Origin of the sequence: Paenibacillus barengoltzii NBRC 101215 (genome assembly GCF_004000745.1) — a bacterium.
Taxonomy (GTDB): domain Bacteria; phylum Bacillota; class Bacilli; order Paenibacillales; family Paenibacillaceae; genus Fontibacillus; species Fontibacillus barengoltzii.
Window position 1 is genome coordinate 61274 of sequence record NZ_BILV01000016.1, and the last position, 16524, is coordinate 77797.

A 16524-nucleotide genomic window follows, 5' to 3' on the forward strand; every position below is an offset into this window, starting at 1 on the left:
ACTTATTCAAAATTAGGGTCTATTAATAACGCTTATCAGAGCATAAATGAATCCGCCAACGAGCAGTGCGCCATTGAACCCCAGGCTCATGGAGAGAATAACCGCTAGTACCGAGCCCATTACAGACATAACACCGTTTATGCCGAACATCATCGGAATTGCGTCCTCTTTACCTGATTCCTCAAGTCGTTTTAGTCCTCTTGGAAATGGAATCCCCATAAAGAACCCTTGAATCATTACTAATATGGAAGCAACAATGATTTTATTAACTAAGCTCCACTCCGACGTGATGAGAAACATTTTTTCTAAAAGCAGTATTAATGCTATATTGACTACCACAACCAAAAGAGGAGGTATACAGTCATTTTTCAGAATTTTGTTAAGCGATTTATTTCTACTCATATATCCTCCCAACCCGCTTCCTACCAGCAATGCCGCCAGAATATAGCTAAAAGTAAGTACAGGATGACCGAAGTAAAGAGAAAATTTCTGTATGAGCGGTGTTTCAATCAACATAAATCCGGCACCTAGAAGTCCAAAGTAAAGTGCTGGTCTCTTCAAGTTCCGATTTCTTATTAAAAACGGGACAAAGAGAATCACACTCCCAATTCCAACAGCAGCAAGAAGATTAAGCAACGATGTAGGTAAACCCTTCTCAAAATTGTAGAAATAGGGACTATCATCTGTAGACGGGACCACATTGTTGCTAAATTTGGCTGTGAATTGTTTGAAAGTATCGTGCTCATCTTCCAGGTGCTTTAAAGGCCCCTCCTCGTAAATATTAGGAAGGAATAACGGCGTATTACCGCCTTGTAATGCCTTGTCTAATAACTGGTTACTCTCATTCTCTGTAAAAGGTACATTTTTTATGATTACAATAGGATAATGAATATGTTCAGCATCACCGCCATGTTCTGATTGAAGCATATTTTTGGCTAAAATAGCGATGTATTTTGGTGCTTCCTTCAAGGGAACTCCTCTTTGAGTAAGAGCTGAAATGGAGGTTGCCACTATTTTTTCGAGATCGTTTTGATCATGAGCAAGAAAGGCGACTCTTCCGTTACTTTCCAGTTTATTTAGATAATCTTTCACTGCCTCAACCGTATAGATATAGTTTTCAGAAAGAGCGTACCCCACACTTTGAGAAGCATTGGTCATTACTAAGGATAAAAAGATCGTATCGAATTTATCGTTCGTCCTTCTGACGAAATTCCGACCATCTTCTGCATATACCTTCACTTCCGGCAAATTGTAAATGTTGCCGTTAAAGTCGGAGTACTTTTCTACGGCGTCAATGCTCGAAGTATTTATTTCAACTGCGGTAATATCTTTACTCCCGGCCGCTAAAGCGTATAATATATCTCTTCCCCCTCCTGGCCCAATGATCAAAGACTTATCATTCTTCCCTATCGAAAAAGGTAAAAACTCAGTTTCCTTTTTATATTTCTCCAGACTGCTTAAATCACCGTTATATTTCATCATTGGGGCATTAGCCGCTCCATCAATAGTAACCACCATATAGTCGGGTATTTCCGGTAGTCTTATAACATCAGTCCTAGAGAATGAATTCCATTCCGTAGATATAATTTCTGCATTCTCACCTTCATATTGATAAAACCCAAACGTTTTACCTGGATTAGTCAATAAACCGTTGAAATTCTTCTCGATCGAATTTATATACTGAACTGGAACGAATAAACCTGAAGATAATAGAACGAGAGAAACTATGGTTACAGCAATCAACCTCTTAAAATTTGCTAACAACGAGAAGCTGAGCGCAGCCAATAAGGCAATAATAGCTATAACCAAGGAAGACCTGAACATTCCTAAATTGTTCATTAATAGAAGTACAACTACGCTCCCAACCCCTGAGCCGAGCAAATCTGCAAAATAAAGTTTATTGCTTATCCCCGCAGATAGTCTGAAGAGAAGGGATATATAATATCCCCCTATTACAAAAGGAAGGGTTCCCAACAGGGCATAGATTAAAACACTATTTATATAAGGCAGCTTATAGATCACCGATAATATGACGAGATAAAATAGAGCTAACAAAAAAGCCGCATAACCTATACTTTGCACCTTCTGTATCTTACCCGGTTCTTTTGCCTTTTTCTGCTGCATATATACAAGTACGCTTCCGACACCAACGCCGCATATTGCAAAAGATGTGACAAGAAAAGTATAGTGATAAGATAAAAGTGCCGAAAATATTCTTGTTAGTATTACTTGGTATACAAATAAGGAAACCGATACTAAGAAAATACTTGATAAAATTAATAAATTCCCCTTTATATTGATTGGCTTTATCAAGAATGCCTACGCCCCTCTAAGTGGTGGAATGAAAAAGAAGTGCGTTTTAAGCACTCCTTTTTTACTGATAAATTCTAGAGTCAAGCCTGTCCAACTGATGTCCTGAGCCATTCTTTCATTCTTTCGTTATTTTATAATACTCATCATCAGATAATATACGGCGAGCGGTTACATAACGTTCGACATAATATTCTTCCGAAAGTTTACTGATTTGAACTCCCTTACTTGCAGATGAATGGGAGAATAATCCATTCCCCATATAAATACCGGCGTGCGAGATGCCCGTTCCGTCCGTATTAAAAAATACAAGATCCCCTGAACGCAGGTTTTTCTTCTCCACCTTTACTCCTTCTTTGGCCTGCAATTTCGTTGTTCTAGGAAGATCAACATCCACTTGTTTAAACACATATTGAATAAAACCTGAACAATCAAATCCTTCGGTTGTCGTTCCTCCATAAAGATATGGGGTTCCCAAAACCTGATCGACTTCCGACTGTAATGCCGACTCGCTGGCAAACACGCTTCCGGCATTAAATACTACGGTAAGAAGGGTAAGGAATAAAATTGATCCAATAATCTTCTTCAAACTATTTCTCCTCTCTTACTGAACTCCTCCTGTGACTTATTCCATACCAGTCTGGGTTTGAACAGCCAGTTGACCTTCATATTTGATCACGCCGATTAATCCGCCTGGTTCCACTTCCCCGTTCATTGTGTGGTGCAGTTCATGGCAATGGAATACCCAGGTCCCCGGATTGTCGGCAATGAATTCAATATCGTAGGTTTTACCGGGAGCAACATCAATGGTATTCATGACCTGTGGATCGGAGATGGGATGGCCGTCTTCCGCAATGATCCGGAAATCGTGTCCATGCAAATGCATCGGGTGATTTAGGTTGCTGATATTGATGAGACGTAAGCGAACGGTTTCTCCCTTCTTGACAACAAGAGGTTTCGTATCCGGGAATGCTTTCCCGTTGATCGTCCAGTAATTGTAGTCCATGTTCATCTGAGCAGAGCCGGTTCCTTCTGCAGTATGCATCCCCATATCCATACCTGCCATATCCGTCATCTTGCCATGTGCATTCGGCCTTTCCACATCCATACCAGCTTTATTTGACATCGTCCCATTAACACCCGTTACTTGCATATCGTCTACGTTCCAGCCGCCAAGCATCCAGGTGATATCCTGATCAAATTTCGGTTGTGCTTCGGGTTTTTGCGGATCTATAATAAACGCTCCGTAAAACCCTTTATCGATTTGCTCAACGCTATTTAAATGGGAGTGATACATAAAAGTTCCCGCATGATTTGCAATAAACTCGTAAGTATAAGATTTACCCGGTTTGATGCCATTCTGCGTGAAAGGAGGTACTCCGTCCATATTGTTTGGAATATGGAGCCCATGCCAGTGAATAGATGTGTCTTCCTTAAGGTTGTTTTTGACCGTGATACGAACCGTATCTCCTTCAGTCACCCGAATTTCCGGTCCAGGGACCGTGTCGTTGATTGTAATGGCATTTACGGTTGTCCCTTTCACCAACTCCCACTTTCCTTCTTTGACATCGAGCGTAAACTCCTTTACTTTACCTGTTGGCACAATAATGTCTGTTTCTTTTAACGGAGGCAGTTTTCGCAATTGAGTGGTGGTCAGGATATTTAAATCTTGTTTGGCCGGCTCCGCTTGTTCTGCATTAGCAGCTCCTACAGAACCAAAGACACTTGCCGCGAGTAAAAGGAACGCCAAGCTGCCGTGCTTCCAAAACTTCTTGATCAAAATCGTCTCCTCCATTTCTTGATTTACTCATTAATCGTGAATTGGAATTAAAAACACCGGATAATCTTCTTCGTTTTATCCTCCTCTCGTAATCTAAGTTGAGTTCATTGTACATGGAAAATGTTGAGAATCTGTGTAGAAAGTAAGAAGATGAAAAATAGAAGAGAGTTTTGTCGATAGACATAGAGAAGAGTTGAAACAAAAACTCCTGCAACGACTGATCGCTGCAGGAGTCTGTTAAATTATTCAGGCTTATTTCCGACTGTAGGGTCCGGTGTGTAATTACTTTTGTAGCCCTCGTACATCACGTCGGTAACCATCCCTGCGGACGCATGGTGCAAATCATGGCAGTGGAACATCCAATCCCCTGGATTATCCGCTTCAAATGCAACCACGTATTCTTCGCCAGGCTTCACATTAAGCGTGTCTTTGATCACAGGTGTTCCTTCAAGAGGTTTACCGTTCTTACTTAATACTTGGAAGAAATGTCCGTGTAAGTGCATGGGATGGTCATCGGTTTTAGACAAATTTACTAAGGTAACCTTCACTTTGTCCCCTTTATCTACTTTGATCGAATCGGTATCAGGAAACATCTTTCCATTGATCGTGTAGACCATTTCCCCATCCTTCATTTCTGTGTTCAGATTTAATTTCACGTCTTGATCAAACTTTTGATCCAAAGAGAAATTAGACTTCGCTTGTTGACCGTATTTGGTTAAATCAAAGACAGGCAGCTCAACATCCGCATTCGAGGCATCGGTTTTGCCTGTTGCTCCCTCATACTCAATCACAGCACGCATGTTCTTCACACGCTCATCTTTTCCATGCTCTTCTAAGAGCCATGATCCGGGGTTATTGGCAGTAAATTCGAGATCATAGCGTTCACCAGGCGCGATCGCAATGCCTTGATCGGTGATCACAGCTGGACTATTTACAGGCTGCCCATCGGAGGCAATAACTTTAAATTCATGTCCGTGTAAATGCAGCAAATGCGTAATGTAGCCCGCATTGACCAAACGAATACGAACTTTATCCCCTTCCTTCACGATAAGCTTATCAATCGAATCCCCAGTTTTCCCATTTATGGTGTACAGGTCGTACATGCTCATATCATGCCCAGCCATCTCTGTCATGCTACTCATATCGCCCATGTTCATTTGGCTGTGATCCATCCCCTCCATGCCTTCCGCGTTGCTCATATCCATCTCACCTGAGCTCATCCACTCATCCAGCACAAGGGTATAATCACGGTCATAGCTTTCGTTGGGATCTTCTACGATTAACGTACCATACAAGCCCTTATCAAGCTGATTTACACTATCTTGGTGCGAATGATACCAATAAGTACCAGGAACAGTCGCTTTAAATTCATATGTGAATTCCTTACCTGCAGGCACTGCATCTTGAGTTACTCCCGGAATACCATCCATATTATTTGGAACGGGATAGCCATGCCAGTGTATGGAGACAGGCTCCTCCAACTCATTCTTCAATTTGATTTTCACGGTATCACCGACCTTCACACGAATCTGAGGACCAGGCACCGAGTTGTTAAACGTCCACACAGGCAACGTCAAATCATCCGATACTTTCAAGTTGCTCGTTTGCGCGGTGATCGTAAACTCTTTCCCATCCGCAACAGGAGTAACATTCGTCAATTTGATCTCCCCTGATTGGTTATTTTGATTCGTATTTTGTTGAGAATCACTCATGTTCATTTTTGAATGATCCATACCTTCCATTCCGTTTTGACTGTCTGAATTCGCGCAACCTGCCACGATGGCACTAAAAGCACCTACTGCAAGTAGAATTTTTAGTTTACCTTTCATAATGATCCTCCTCGTATTGATTTTATCTCCAACAGTATATCTAAAATTTGTGTAGAATTTATGAAGACATCTAAATTTTGAAATAATAGATAATGAAAACAAGGAGAGATCAGAAGATATATGTTTATTCAATACTTGCTCTCAGTGACCAGCTACTGCCGCCATTGTCGCTTTCAAAAACAGAATAGCGGTCAGTCACAATGAGCAGCCGGTTGGGATCACGTTTCGATGCTTTGATGCCGAGTGGCATTTCGCCCTTTAAGTCAACATGAAGGTCTGACCAGTTTTTCAAATCTTTTGTTTTTAGAAATCCGCTCTCCGCCATAAGGATGACCTCCCCATTTGCTAAATAAAGCACCCCATATGCCGGTTCATTGGTTAACTGCATGTTCTGAACCTTACCTTCATTAACAATGTATTGAATAAGTCCTGTTTCCGTGGCCGCCAAGAAGGAAGCAGGAACTCCCGGCAGCACCGTAATGGAGTAGGCACCTTCAGGCAGAGTGCCTATGTTTCGCCATGTCTCGCCCCCATCTTTTGTTTCATATAAGTTGTTCTCTGAACCTGCCAGCAAGGTAAATAAACGATTTGGATCGACAGGATCCATAACTAAATAATGCGCATCTGGTTCATTGGGTTTGGATTGATTAGGAAGTCCATTTTCAATCGTTTCCCACGTATCCCCGCCGTCAATAGATCGTTTCACAAATCCGTGACCTGCAGCATATATTTTTGAAGGATTCTCGAAATCCGTTTCGATTCCCATCACGTCGTTGGTTTTAATAGGCTCAAAAGTTTTCTGCCAATTTTGATCAATAAGTTCATATACACCTGTATGTGTACCTATCCAAACCGTTGTGTCATCGGGTGCATAACTAAAGACGTGTGGATGTGTGTCGGACTCAGGGATCAAAGAAGCCAAATTTGATTCTGATTCTTTGGCTTTTTTAATTCCACCCCATATTGCAAATATGATAATTGTGACCAAAGCTACTGCTAAGTAAAAACCAAATCCCCAGGACAATTTCTTTTTTACTCTATACATGATCATTCTCCTAATCATTTATGATAATCAACAAGACCGTATAAAGGATTTCTCATAACGTTAATCAATTCATCATGGCCATTTTCATATAATCTGGCTGAATTCCACACATGTATCTGTTCTCCTATCGCTTTTAATATGAACCATCGAGCCACTTTATATACTACAATACGTAGTTTTAAAACGAAAAAGAAAACGGCTTTTATGTGCAGCCGTTAAATAACATGATGACAGCAAACGTGATGAATACACTAAAAGATATAACCATAGGGGGGATATCCATCATTGGAATTTTGATATGAGAACTCGGTTCAATTAATTTTTGTATCCGATAATTGATGGGATCATCCGCAAATCCAACCCCGATGGGTAATCGTTGATGATTTGAACTCGCACATTTATATAACACACTACCCAAAGCATATGGGGACCCCATGTGCATCATGGCATATTGATCGGCATCGATCTCCATCCAAACATGAATGAAATAATGCATTTTTTTAAAAATCGGTACAAAAGGAAGACTGTCTTTTATGATATTTATGATTAACGAACGAAGAGGATCGAATTTTTTTAGATGAGCGTATTCATGCAGCAATACCGCTGTAATCTCTTCTTGATCGAAACATGCCAGCATCTTGGTAGAAATGACAATTCTCGGTCGAACAAATCCATAAGTTAAAGCGAATAGTGAATGGTCTTTAATAACAATAATTTTTCCATTAAATTGTTGAAATGTTCTATTTATCGCTTCCGTTAACAAAATATCCGATTTGAATCGAACCTCTTTATTCCACTGTTTTTTTAGATTTACTTGTTTGAACAAGATGTAAAAAAATGTTAGAAGGCTGTATATAATAACGATATTCAATCCTATTAATATGAACTGGTGTATCATTGTGCTCTCTCCTAGAGCAGAAAGGCAATACTCCAATATTCCCCATTGGATGGAATATCCCCAAATTTCATGCAACATATAAATTGCCATATTAATCCATAGGAGTAATCCAATAGCGATCATCAAGAAAAAAATGATGTCATGCTTTTTAATGGTTATCATGACGGTCTTTTTTCCATTCATTTAAACGTGATTCTAATAACTTCATCAACTGAGGATCGGCCTGCTGCATCGCGTCGACCATATGATTTACCATCAAGTCCCCGTAGTCGTGAATTAAACCTACCGTAACAGTTTTCGTTTGTTCGGTAATAAATTCCTCCTTGCTTTGTACAGGTTCAAAATAACTCTGCCTGGCTCTCCCCTTCCCTATTGTTGTTTTCTTCAGATGCCCTTTTTCAATCAAGCGATTCATCACCGTCATCACAGCATTGAAAGATAAATCATCCTCCAGAAGAGACTGAACTTCTTTAATTGTTATTCTATTATGTTCCCAAATAATCTCCATGATTTGAGCTTCTAGTGAGCCAAAAAAGCGATTTAGCCCCTCCTCGTTTAAATACATCCGTTTAACAGACATGCTTTCACCCTTTCATCCTATACTACATATTGTAGTTAATAAACTTTCATTGGTCAATTTACAAAAATAATCATCCTCCTTGGATGATTATTTTTGTAAAACATAAGGACAAGCCGATAATTTCTTACAGCTTGTCCTTTTTATAGTTATTCTTGACCAATCATTTTAAGATAACTCTGCTCACTCACAACACGCCTTGCAGTAACATACCGCTCTTTATAATAAGATTCTGACAAACTGCTTATTCTTACACCTTTACTACTTGAAGAGTGTGCAAACTTATTGTCGCCGATATAGATGCCTGCATGAGAAATACCCTTCCCATCCGTATTAAAAAATACCAAATCTCCAGTTCGAAGTTTGTCCTGATCCACCGGAGTTCCCTCTTTTGCCTGGCTTTTTGACGTACGAGGCAAATCCAAATTGAACTTATCAAAAACATATAAAATAAAACCCGAGCAATCAAAACCGGCTACTGTTGTACCTCCATACAAGTAAGGAGTCCCCACCACTTTATCTACTTCATTTTCAAGTTTGGCCGAACTAGCAAAGGAACTGGTAGCGCTCGCTGAAAAAATAAGTGCTGCACCTAATGTCGATAAGATCAATTTTCTCAAATATGTAGTCTCCCTTCGATGCCTACGGAGTTAGCTGAGGGTTCGGTAGAAGGTTCCCTATATTCTTTTTACGAAAAGAATAATTCACCCAAAATTGGTTCCCCCGTTTTCTGTTAAGAAATTCGGCAAAAATTAATTTTTTGTAACCCTACATAATGTAGTCTATTTTCTGTTATTTTGTCAATCCTTATTTTTATAGAAGTACAAAAAATGTAATATGAATGTTTAATCACTTACTGAGGGCTTTCGGAAGCTATTAGAAATGTCGAAACAGATGATTTTTATAAAAATAAGAACGTATCGAAAATTGACATTATCAATATACCATATTTATACTACTGCTTGTAGGGTTACAAGATTTTAATTATTTAGTTACCGTTCTTACATAGTGTATATGTCCTTTATAAGATGAAATTAAGAATGCCATAGCCTCTTCTACAATATGTCCATGTTGGAATAAGAACAGGGAAGGTGGTGATTAAAATATCACATAGAGGTTAAATTAAATACTTAAAAATAACAAATTATGCGAAGGAGCAAGATCATGAATAACAATCATAAACATGATCAAAGCGATCATTCCCGTCGTTCTTCTGAACATCAACATAAAGAACAGCACCACGAACCCAACGAACACCAACATCACCAACATGATGAGCATGAGCAACATCAGCATGTAAGACACGAGGATCATCATCAGCATGATGAGCACCAACATGGAAACCATGTTATGCACGCTGGCGGACATGATCATTCCGGCCATCATGGGCATATGGTTGAAGATTTTAAGAAACGTTTCTATATATCCTTAATTATCACGATTCCGATCCTAATCATTTCCCCAATGATTCAAATGTTCATGGGCGTAAGCTGGCGATTTCCGGGGGATACATACCTTCTGTTCCTCTTGTCCTCATTTGTCTTCTTCTATGGGGGCTGGCCTTTTATTAAAGGGGCTAAGGATGAACTTTTCGTAAAAAACCCGGGCATGATGACTCTCATCTGTCTCGCCATCGTTGTTGCGTATGTTTACAGTACAAGCTCTACTTTCGGACTCACCACGACAGACTTTTTCTGGGAGCTTGCCACGTTAATCGACATTATGCTACTCGGGCATTGGATTGAGATGAAGTCCATCATGGGGGCCACTAAAGCTTTAGAGGAGCTCGCAAAACTTATGCCTTCCGATGCACATTTGGTAAAAGAAAGCGGCGAGATTATCGAAATCGATGTCACTGAACTAAAAAAAGGCGATATCGTACTCGTGAAACCGGGTGAAAAAGTTCCGATCGACGGTCAGATTACTGAAGGCGAAACCTTGATTGATGAATCGATGCTGACCGGCGAATCCGTACCGAATGCAAAACAAGCTGGCGACCAAGTCATTGGTGGTTCCATTAACGGTCAGGGCTCTGTCAAGATTTCCGTTCAGAGCGTAGGCAAAGAAACGTACCTCTCGCAAGTGATTGCACTCGTTCAAGAAGCCCAGGCTTCCAAGTCCCGAGCACAGGATCTGGCGAACCGTGCCGCTAAGTGGCTCTTTTACGGTGCATTGGTGGTAGGGATTCTCACCTTTTCCGCATGGATTGCACTCGGGTATTCGCTCTCCTTTGCTTTGGAACGTATGGTTACCGTGTTGATAATCGCATGTCCACATGCGTTAGGGCTCGCCGCTCCGCTTGTTATTGCAACTTCGACATCGCTTGCCGCGAAGAACGGGCTCTTGATTCGCAACCGAACCGCATTTGAAGGTGCACGGAATATCCAAGCCATTGTGTTCGATAAAACAGGAACTTTAACCAAAGGGGAATTCGGGATTACGAATATCCATCTCGGAAACGTATCTTCCGAGACGGAACTTCTTACCAATGCAGCGAGCGTAGAGACACATTCCGAGCATCCAATCGCCCGAGGCATTACAAAAGCTGCAAAGGAAAAAGGGATTCAGCTTAAAGAAGTGACTGACTTCAAAGCACTCCCGGGTAGTGGCCTCCAAGGGGTTGTGGATGGTAAGGAAATTATGGGGGTAAGTCCTGTATACGTAAAGGAGAAGCACCTTCCGTTTGATGAGGTACGCTTTAATCAATGGTCGCAAGAGGGGAAAACCGTTGTCTTTATCCTCGTTGATGGTCAAGTGGCCGGGATGATCGCACTGGCAGATATGATCCGAGATACAGCCAAAGATGCCGTTCAGGAACTGAAAGATATGGAAGTTAAATCCATCATGTTAACGGGGGATAACCAAAAGGTAGCCCAATATGTCGGTAAGCAGCTAGGCTTGGATGAAATCTTCGCCGAAGTTCTCCCCCATCAAAAGTCGGATAAAATCGACCAGATTCAAACAAAAGAAGGTTTGCGTACAGCGATGACCGGAGATGGAGTTAACGATGCTCCAGCGCTTGCCAAGGCAGATTTAGGGATCGCGATCGGTGCGGGCACTGATGTGGCGATTGAGACAGCTGACGTCGTACTTATCAAGAGCAATCCGCAAGATGTCGTCAATATCATTAAGCTTTCCAGAGTGACCTATCGCAAAATGATGCAAAACTTATGGTGGGCGACAGGTTATAACATCGTTGCCATCCCGCTTGCTGCAGGCGTCCTAATGCCGTTTGGAATTATTCTGGACCCCGCGATCGGCGCCATCCTGATGTCTTTAAGCACCGTCATTGTAGCCATCAATGCCAAATTATTGAAACTATAAGCAAAAAACTCCTGCCATTTCGGCAGGAGTTTCTTGGCCTAAGAATGTATCAAACTTTGAACCAGAAAGTCCTCATATTCAAAATATTTACATAAAGCTTATCCTTTCGGCCCGCGGTTAATAGGGCATTATCAAATCATGTTTATTAAATGGCCGAATTATGATCTTCATGCCAAATTTCATGAATCACATCTGCCAAAATCGATATCGTCCGATAATTTTCTTCTAATACGTTTTCTACACCGCCGATTTCAATGAGTGCGCTAAACTCGGCAAGCGATTGATTATATTGACCATTCCCGCTGGAATGATCCTTTTGGTAAATGACCTTGGAGATTCCAGGTATTTTTTCGTTTAATTTATTCTGTAACCGATTTGCAAAGTTTTTGGTTTGTTTCCAATTGGGATTATCCCGTCCGACAACAAAATATAACTTAGCGTAATTCACATTGTTGTACAGAATGGTTGTTTTATTTCTTGATTCCGAATCTCGATGTATATCAAATACATATTCTATGGATTTATGTTTAGAGAGCTCCTTGCTCAATGTAGCCTTGGAATAGGTGTACGATTTTACGTACTCGAAATTACTTATTTTACTAGGATAATCATCAGCAGATTGGACCACACTCACTCCTTTTGCCTTTAATTTTTTGGATAGATCCTTTCCCAATAAAGTAACGTTTATTTTGGATTCGAAGGCCTCATTGGGAGCGGTTTTGCCTTGAAGTTCCGGCAGCCAAGATTCACGATTATGGGTATGGTAAATCAGAACTCGAGGTTGTTCCGATTGTACTGCCTCTCTATTTTGAACCATCTTTTTTGCAACTGGGGATACCACTGGATTTTTCACGGAAGATATTAGTTTCGGCTTCTCTACTTTTGTTGTCTTGCTTGATCTATGTATGTTAGTCTTCTCTTCCATTACCATCTGAACCTGACCTTTTTCTGGTAAGGTAGGCGCCTTAGATCCGTTTAGTTCAATGTACGCGGGAATGGCTTTTAGGGGTGTACCAGCGTCGCTGACACCACCCGCAAACGTTTGGAAAAAATACGGATCAAATTTTGCGAAGTACTTTTTTTCGATACATGCCGTTAAACAGGGCTGAAGCATCTTCCTCCACTCGAAAATGGTTTTTGTACGGCATGATAATTGGTTCAAAATGACGGCCGATATCGGTACCCATAATTGCTATAACAGGACGTACGATTTTTTTTATTAAAGACAAATCCTCGGATGGTGGGGCAAATTTATCGAAGATAACTATACGTCCCCCTGTTCGCGTAACCCGAATCATTTCTTGAAAACATAGATCCGGATTGGGGACGACGGATAAGATCAGGTTTGCAATGACCATATCAAATGATTCAGGTGAAAAGGTCAAATCTTCCGCATCCATCTCCATGAACTTAATGTTTGGGGAGTCATATTTTTTCTTGGCTCGATCAAGCATTTCGGGTGAAAGGTCGATTGCTGTTACAGAAACATCCTTGCCCATAATGAATCTCAGGTCTGCTCCGGTACCGACACCCACAAAAAGAATTTTGCTTTTAGGCTTAATTTCGAGACTCTCAAAAATCTTTTTCCGAGCCTTTAGAAAAGGCCCCGAATTAAAGAGGTAATCATAGAAGGGTGCCCAAAATCGAAAGATCACTTTATTCCAATGATTATTCATATTCGACTACGTTCCTTTACCTTTAATAGACGAAGACTATTAACATAACAATATGTGAGAATGGCCAAACAAAACGCCAGCCATTCACAGTTACGTTTTAACAGAAAAATGGGGCTGCCCATTAGACTCGCAGCAGCCCTTTACTTTTTATTCTTTCGTGCGCATGAGTCGTAAACCGTTTAATGCAACCAGGAGCGTTGCCCCCATATCGGAAAGGATGGCAATCCACAGCGTGAGCCAGCCCGGAATAACGAGTAGCAAAGCAATCAACTTAATTGCAAGTGCAAAGGTGATATTTTGTTTGATGATGCGAAGTGCATTTCGGCTTAGTTTTATCGCGAAAGGCAGTTTTCTTAAATCGTCACCCATCAAAGCCACGTCTGCCGTTTCCAGCGCCGTGTCCGTACCGGCTCCGCCCATGGCGATGCCAACCGTGGAAGCTGCCAGCGCCGGGGCATCATTGACACCATCCCCAACCATTGCTACGTTCCCGTAATCGGATCTCAGTTGTTTAATAAAGTCTAATTTATCCTGCGGCAGCAGTTCTGCCTGAACATCCGATACGCCAACTTGTCCGCCGATGGCCTTGGCCGTACCTTTGTTGTCACCGGTAAGCATGATCGTTTTTTTGATGCCAAGCTGATGCAACTTTTGAATAACCTCTTTACTTGACTCGCGAACTTCATCCGCTACCGCGATTACTGCGAGAATGGCACGATCCGTTCCGACAACCATGGCCGTCTTGCCTTGGTTCTGTAGACTAGTGACCAACTGCTCCTGCTCGCTGCTGAAAAGAGCGGTTGGCATTTCCTTAAAGAGTTTCGGATTTCCAATGTAAAAGGTCGTTCCGTTGACAATACCTTTGATCCCTTTCCCTGTAATGGACGAAAAATCTTCAACCTTGATATCCGAATACGAAATGTCCTCTTCCTCCGCTTTTCTCATGATGGCTGAGGCAAGCGGATGTTGGGAACGATACTCTAATGCAGTAATGACGGACAACAATTCCGACGCATTGGTCTCCTTGCTAAATACGTTGTAATCCGTTACTACAGGGACGCCTTTTGTCAGGGTTCCGGTTTTATCAAACGCAATGGCCTTTAAGGCCCCCATTTCTTCGAGGTAAACGCCGCCTTTGATAAGGACGCCTTTTTTCGCCGCATTTCCGATAGCCGATACGATGGAAATTGGCGTCGAAATAACGAGTGCACACGGACAACCCACGACAAGTACAGATAACCCTTGATAAATCCAAGCAGCCCAGCTTCCATCAAATAAAAGCGGCGGAACGATTGCGACTAAAGCGGCCACGATCATGATGATGGGTGTGTAATACTTTGCAAATTTATCAACAAAGGCTTGCGAAGGTGCGCGTTCACCCTGTGCTTCCTCAACCAGGTGAATAATCTTTGCAATAGTGGTATCATCCACAAGCTTCGTTACCTTTACTTCAAGCAAACCTTCTTCATTTAACGTACCGGCAAAGACATCGTCATCAACCGATTTTTCAACTGGCACGGACTCACCGGTAATCGCTGCCTGATTAACGGCAGAGTAGCCACTGACAACCACACCGTCCATAGCGATCTTTTGACCGGGTTTCACGATCATGATGTCGCCTACCGCTATGTCATCCACATGAATCATTATTTCTTGCCCGTTGCGTCGGACCAGTGCTTCTTTTGGTGCGATGTCCATTAAGGAACGAATCGATTGTCTTGCCCGATCCATCGAGAATCGTTCCAGGGCCTCACTAATAGCGAACAAAATAACGACAATTGCGCCTTCCGCCCATTCCCCAATGATCGCCGCGCCGATAATGGCTACGGTCATCAGGGTTTTCATGTCAAATTCAAATCGCAATAAGTTCTGAAAGCCAACTTTAAAGAGTGAGAATCCACCGATGATGATCGAGGCTGCAAATAGCAAGGAAGTAACCAGGTTTTCTTCACCATTTACATACTGGGAAAGGTAACCGAACACCATCAGTAAAGCTGCATTCAATAACGTGCTGTGCTTTTTATAAAATGGCTCTTTGACTTCCTTTTTAACTTCTTGGGCAGCTCCCCGTTCGGCTTTTTCCGGGGTTACTTTCAGATTCTCAAAGGCGCCGGCTTTCTCCAGTTCTTCAATTGTTGCATTGCCATAAACGGCAATTTTCGAAGCTCCAAAATTCACTTTGGCATCTCGAACGCCAGGAATCTGTTTAACATTATTCTCAAACTTTCCGGCACAATTCGCGCATGTAAATCCCTGAACATTGAATACTTGTTTGCCCTCGGTCACAATCGGGTTTGCCGCACGTACAGGCTTTTCCGGGACGACTTTCAAATTCTCAAATGCCCCAGCTTTCTCCAGTTCTTCAACCGTTGCATCGCCGTAAACGGCGATTTTAGACGCACCAAAATTCACCTTCGCATCTTGAACCCCGGGTAGCTGCTTTACATTGTTCTCAAACTTTCCGGCACAATTCGCACATGTAAATCCTTCAACGCGGTATACGTGTTTACGATCTGAAGATTCCGATACTCTACTCAACGCCAACAACCTCCTTCTGATGCTTCATGGCGAGCCTGATCATTTGTTTGAGCTGCTCGTCTTCCAGTGAGTAGAAAACAAGCTTCCCTTCTTTGCGGTACTTGGCTATGCCCATATTTCGCAGCAGCCGTAAATGATGGGAAGCTGTTGCCATGGTGGAGCCGATAATATTGGCTACATCACAAACACAAAGTTCATCCTCATCGCAAAGCGCATAGGCCACTTTCAGCCGCGTATGATCAGCGAGAACCTTAAAGATTTGGGTCATATCTTTAAAATTATGTCTATTTAGCTTTTCTTTTACCCGATTGACCTTATGCTCGTCAAAACAAAAGATCTCGCAAGTATCTACATGTTCCACGGAACCACCTCAATCAAATATTTGTTTGATTATTATCATACAACACTTTTTCAATTATTCAAATACTGATTTGATTATTTCGCAGAAATGTCTAAAATATTCAAGTTCCGAAAATCTTTTTGGTATCGGAACTTCGTTGTGATCAATCGATGATTTGCCTAATTATAGAAGGCAAGATACACTAAC

The 16524-nt window shown here is 41.7% G+C and carries 13 protein-coding genes and 1 riboswitch; of the genes, 1 reads left to right on the forward strand and 12 read right to left on the reverse strand.

All coding sequences use genetic code 11. The annotated features are described in order from the left end of the window. Positions 1–12: 12 nt before the first annotated feature. From PBA01S_RS07195 to PBA01S_RS07230, 8 genes are all read right to left on the reverse strand, one after another. Complete coding sequence (locus tag PBA01S_RS07195) at positions 13–2313, reverse strand: spermine/spermidine synthase domain-containing protein (protein WP_127575669.1); 2301 nt, start codon at positions 2311–2313, stop codon at positions 13–15. 115 nt (positions 2314–2428) lie between these two features. Next, complete coding sequence (locus PBA01S_RS07200) at positions 2429–2899, reverse strand: C40 family peptidase (protein WP_127575670.1); 471 nt, start codon at positions 2897–2899, stop codon at positions 2429–2431. Positions 2900–2935: 36 nt separating this feature from the next. Further along, positions 2936–4090, reverse strand: coding sequence for a multicopper oxidase family protein (locus tag PBA01S_RS07205; protein WP_255315305.1), 1155 nt, complete (start codon positions 4088–4090; stop codon positions 2936–2938). 242 nt (positions 4091–4332) lie between these two features. Further along, complete coding sequence (locus tag PBA01S_RS07210; protein WP_127575672.1) at positions 4333–5919, reverse strand: multicopper oxidase family protein; 1587 nt, start codon at positions 5917–5919, stop codon at positions 4333–4335. 124 nt (positions 5920–6043) lie between these two features. Continuing rightward, complete coding sequence (locus tag PBA01S_RS07215; RefSeq protein ID WP_127575673.1) at positions 6044–6964, reverse strand: beta propeller repeat protein; 921 nt, start codon at positions 6962–6964, stop codon at positions 6044–6046. Between the two features lie 202 nt (positions 6965–7166). Then, positions 7167–8024 carry a M56 family metallopeptidase gene (locus tag PBA01S_RS07220; protein WP_164744113.1) on the reverse strand — a complete coding sequence of 286 codons (858 nt, stop codon included), beginning with the start codon at positions 8022–8024 and terminating at the stop codon, positions 7167–7169. After that, positions 8011–8442: a BlaI/MecI/CopY family transcriptional regulator gene (locus tag PBA01S_RS07225; protein ID WP_127575675.1), complete on the reverse strand. Its 432-nt coding sequence runs from the start codon at positions 8440–8442 to the stop codon at positions 8011–8013. The genes PBA01S_RS07220 and PBA01S_RS07225 overlap by 14 nt, the downstream gene beginning before the upstream one ends. Before the next feature lie 146 nt (positions 8443–8588). Then, positions 8589–9059, reverse strand: a complete 471-nt coding sequence (locus PBA01S_RS07230; RefSeq protein WP_127575676.1) for a C40 family peptidase — start codon at positions 9057–9059, stop codon at positions 8589–8591. Between the two features lie 4 nt (positions 9060–9063). Next, a riboswitch (cyclic di-AMP (ydaO/yuaA leader) is annotated at positions 9064–9197 on the reverse strand. Between the two features lie 406 nt (positions 9198–9603). Between PBA01S_RS07230 and PBA01S_RS07235 the strand changes: the two genes are divergently transcribed. Further along, on the forward strand, positions 9604–11763 hold the full coding sequence (locus PBA01S_RS07235; protein WP_127575677.1) for a copper-translocating P-type ATPase: 2160 nt from the start codon (positions 9604–9606) through the stop codon (positions 11761–11763). A gap of 145 nt (positions 11764–11908) precedes the next feature. Here PBA01S_RS07235 and spoIIP read toward each other — a convergent pair whose 3' ends face one another. The 4 genes from spoIIP to PBA01S_RS07255 form a co-directional block, all read right to left on the reverse strand. Further along, on the reverse strand, positions 11909–12877 hold the full coding sequence (gene spoIIP, locus PBA01S_RS07240) for a stage II sporulation protein P (protein WP_127575678.1): 969 nt from the start codon (positions 12875–12877) through the stop codon (positions 11909–11911). Then, positions 12822–13439, reverse strand: coding sequence for a class I SAM-dependent methyltransferase (locus PBA01S_RS07245; protein WP_127575679.1), 618 nt, complete (start codon positions 13437–13439; stop codon positions 12822–12824). Before PBA01S_RS07245 ends, spoIIP begins: the two co-directional genes overlap by 56 nt. Before the next feature lie 147 nt (positions 13440–13586). After that, entirely contained in the window at positions 13587–15977 is a 2391-nt protein-coding gene (locus PBA01S_RS07250) for a heavy metal translocating P-type ATPase (RefSeq protein WP_127575680.1), read from the reverse strand. Continuing rightward, on the reverse strand, positions 15970–16338 hold the full coding sequence (locus PBA01S_RS07255; protein WP_127575681.1) for an ArsR/SmtB family transcription factor: 369 nt from the start codon (positions 16336–16338) through the stop codon (positions 15970–15972). Before PBA01S_RS07255 ends, PBA01S_RS07250 begins: the two co-directional genes overlap by 8 nt. Positions 16339–16524: the final 186 nt, after the last annotated feature.

Coding starts and splice junctions, on each gene's coding strand:
- PBA01S_RS07210 (WP_127575672.1), bottom strand. CDS start 5,919: ATGAAAGGTAAACTAAAAATTCTACTTGCAGTAGGTGCTTTTAGTGCC.
- PBA01S_RS07215 (WP_127575673.1), bottom strand. CDS start 6,964: ATGTATAGAGTAAAAAAGAAATTGTCCTGGGGATTTGGTTTTTACTTA.
- PBA01S_RS07220 (WP_164744113.1), bottom strand. CDS start 8,024: ATGATAACCATTAAAAAGCATGACATCATTTTTTTCTTGATGATCGCT.
- PBA01S_RS07225 (WP_127575675.1), bottom strand. CDS start 8,442: ATGTCTGTTAAACGGATGTATTTAAACGAGGAGGGGCTAAATCGCTTT.
- PBA01S_RS07235 (WP_127575677.1), top strand. CDS start 9,604: ATGAATAACAATCATAAACATGATCAAAGCGATCATTCCCGTCGTTCT.
- spoIIP (WP_127575678.1), bottom strand. CDS start 12,877: ATGCTTCAGCCCTGTTTAACGGCATGTATCGAAAAAAAGTACTTCGCA.
- PBA01S_RS07245 (WP_127575679.1), bottom strand. CDS start 13,439: ATGAATAATCATTGGAATAAAGTGATCTTTCGATTTTGGGCACCCTTC.